The organism is Nostoc sp. CHAB 5715, assembly GCF_020829685.1.
GTDB lineage: Bacteria > Cyanobacteriota > Cyanobacteriia > Cyanobacteriales > Nostocaceae > Nostoc.
Map to the genome: position 1 here is coordinate 1 of NZ_JAIVFR010000877.1, position 3200 is coordinate 3200.

A 3200-nucleotide genomic window follows, 5' to 3' on the forward strand; every position below is an offset into this window, starting at 1 on the left:
CGTCACTCCGATGGAGACTGGGCAGAAATCAGACCTTGCTCGTGCACAAGAAGCATTTTCACGCTATGCAACGGAGATCGGGTTTGAATGCGTTCATTATGCACCGCCGCCCTCTGACCTTATACACGCAGAAGGCTTGCCGCTGACAGTGTTTGAACGGTTTACTGAAATGGGTGCAGAATTCTTTGAGAATCAGCCCAATCTTGTTCTTCATCTTGGATGCAAAGCTGGAGCCGAGAAAACACTTCTTTTCAACTTCCACATGGATACCGTTGATGGCACAGTACCAGTAACTGTTGACAACAAACAAATTTTTGGCAGAGGTGTGGCGGACGCAAAGGGATTGGGCCTTGCAGTTTTAGCAGGTATCCGCAGCGCCATAGAAACTGACCCCCAAATCACGCGTCAGATCTCTATCCTGATCCAAAGCGTAGGGGGTGAAGAAGGGGGATCTATGGGGTTCTATGGCACTCGCTATTTGACAGAACTGGGCTATCGAGGTCGACTGAATATGGTATGTGAGCCAACACAGTTCCGATATTTCGACCAGACGACAAGTTCAATGACCGCTAAGATCGCTGTTGATGGCATCGGTTCGACTGATGACGAACCCGCACGCGGACACAATGCAACGATACTTTTGGCTAGTATGACTGATTACCTAAGTTGCAATCTGTCACCCAAAATTTTTAGCCTTGGCGGCAAGATGTGCGTTGCAGGTCTCCATACAGGTATGACCCACAACCGTGTCTTTGGTTCGGGGGTGCTACTTCTGAACTTCGCTTATACAACAGCAGAGATAGCATTACAAATCAAGCAACTCACCGAACAAGCGTTTAAGAGTGCGCTTGCTGCCTTCGTCCGAGATCATGCATCCATTTTTGGATCGGCGCGTACAGCACGAGACGCATATCAAATTTGCCGTCTGACTTGGCTGAAACAAGGACTTCCTGTTCTCAATAATCACGATCCTGAAATGGAAGTTGTCTTTGCGCGCGCTGGAATTGGGCGTCATGGCTTGGACAGTCAGGTACAACCCTTTACCTGTGATGCCATGTGGCTCGGAGGAAAGGGGTACTACACAGTGGTTTATGGTCCTGGTGACCTTGGTGCCAATCGAGCCCATACTGAGGGAGAGTTCATGGCGATTGAAGATCTCGACCGTTACGCGGACAGCATCACCACTTTAATTAAGGAGTTTGTGTGCTATGCAAATAAATGAACAGCAAAAGTGCGCGTCGAGCAACTACTTAGTTGAGGGTTCATCACTTAAATCCTTCTATGCGAACGCCTTTTGCGCTATGGGCGTACCAGAAGCGCATGCTTGGAGTGCAGCTGAAGGAATCTTCTATGCCGATCTCCACGGCTTTGATACGCATGGTGCTGTAAATTTCGATCGGATTTATTTGAGAATGCTACGCGAGGGAAGTATCGATCCGGTAGCCACCCCTATTATCATTGGCGAGCGGATGGCTGTAGCCCTAGTTGATGGCAGAAATGCTCTAGGGTTCGTGACAGGGAGCTTTGCCATGAATGAAGCTATTTACCGCGCCCGTGCGTTCGGTATCGGTGCTGTTGCCGTTAAGAACAGTTCCCATTGTGGCAGCATGGGTTTTTATGCAAAGCAGGCGATTGATGCTGGTTTGATCGGACTTGCATTCAGCAATTTGGGCACCCAGGGAATTTTACGTCCCCCTTATGGCGCACGCGCGTTGCTTGGCACCAATGTTTTAGCTGCGGGTGCGCCTGCAAACCGGAATGCTGCCTACAACCTTGATATGAGTACAGCTGTGACTTCCGCAGGTCGAATCCGGCTGGCTCAGAAACAAGGCGAAAGCATACCTCCCGGCTGGTTGTTGGACGATATGGGTAAAGCCGTAACCGATCCCTCTGCTTTTGAGTGCGGGACAGCTCACCTACAATTTGCAGGTGAACACAAGGGTTATGGTCTTGCTATTTTAGTAGATATCCTCTGTGGGCTGTTGACAGGAGCCTCTGTAGGTCCAAATCTTACTAATCTCCAAGGAGATGGGTCTAAGGGACGCAGTGACAAGAATATCGGTCATTTCTTCTTGGCGCTTAATATTGCTGATTTTAGATCTGTAGATCTGTTCACAGCTGAAATGGATGAGATGTTGTCAGTTTTGCAAGCTTGCCCGACAACACAGGCTAATAAGCAGGTCATGTATCCCGGCTTGCCAGAAGCTGAAGAAGCGATGCGAAGGAAAAAAAGCGGCATTCCTCTCACTCAATCCCTCATGGCAGTCTTAGAACAAGTAGCTCGGCAGCTTGACATAGAACCACCCAAACAAGTAAGTAGCCCAAACAGTGAAGGGGCTACAATTTCTCGAGACAGCAGTGAATTCGATACATCGAGCTAAACAGTAAATCAGCTAGGTGCAACTTTGTGAGAAAAAGGGTTTACCTCAAGAGATTAACAGCCTACAAATATCACGATGAGCTGACCATTGCTACTTAGAGGCATATCCTTAGGCATATCTGCTAACTCAAAGCCACACAGAGTAGTAATGATTCAGAGCAATTTGCAGATATGCCCTGACACCTAGTATTTTGTCAAGTCAGACTAATAACTATTCCTACACTGCTGAGGAAGATTCTTTGTTTTTACTAAGGACGTTTAAAGCAAAAGAAAGCAAACTGTGATTCTTAATAATCTTAATAATTCGAGAGGAAAGTATGGAAGAACGCATTGCAGTCATCGGGCTTGGTTATGTAGGACTACCTTTAGCGCTAGCACTGGCTAAAAAATTTCCTTACACTATTGGATTTGATGTAAATCTTGAGAGATGTGAGAATCTAACAAGAGGTTCCGATACAAATGGTGAATTTTCTCGTGCAACTCTTGAGGAATCAACTCTTAAAATAACAAGTGATATAACAGATTTAAAATCAGCTAACTTCTTCTTAGTTGCAGTTCCCACTCCCACTAACCAATGTCATTGTCCCAATCTAAATCCACTAATAGGCGCTTCTCAAATAGTTGGCAAAGTTCTCCAGCCAGGAGCTGTTGTGGTGTATGAGTCCACTGTATACCCTGGAGTTACAGAGGAAATTTGTGGTTTCACCCTGGCTAAAGCCTCAGGTTTGCGGCAAGGAATTGATTTCAAGTTAGGCTACTCGCCAGAGCGCATTAATCCTGGTGATCGCGAGCATACCCTAGAAAAGATTGTGAAAGTTGT

The 3200-nt window shown here is 46.7% G+C and carries 3 protein-coding genes; all 3 read left to right on the plus strand.

Annotation, left to right across the window (positions count from 1 at the left end; translation table 11 throughout):
* On the plus strand, window positions 1–1222 hold a 1222-nt coding region (locus tag LC574_RS32970), incomplete at its 5' end, for a M20/M25/M40 family metallo-hydrolase (RefSeq protein WP_229457797.1).
* Entirely contained in the window at window positions 1209–2381 is a 1173-nt protein-coding gene (locus tag LC574_RS32975; protein WP_229457798.1) for an Ldh family oxidoreductase, read from the plus strand. The genes LC574_RS32970 and LC574_RS32975, both read left to right, overlap by 14 nt.
* Before the next feature lie 316 nt (window positions 2382–2697).
* A partial coding sequence (locus LC574_RS32980; protein ID WP_229457799.1) for an NAD(P)-binding domain-containing protein occupies window positions 2698–3200 on the plus strand: 503 nt, incomplete at its 3' end.

Bases quoted from the DNA above. Each gene is read 5' to 3' on its own strand.
- LC574_RS32975 (WP_229457798.1), top strand. From the start codon at position 1,209: ATGCAAATAAATGAACAGCAAAAGTGCGCGTCGAGCAACTACTTAGTT.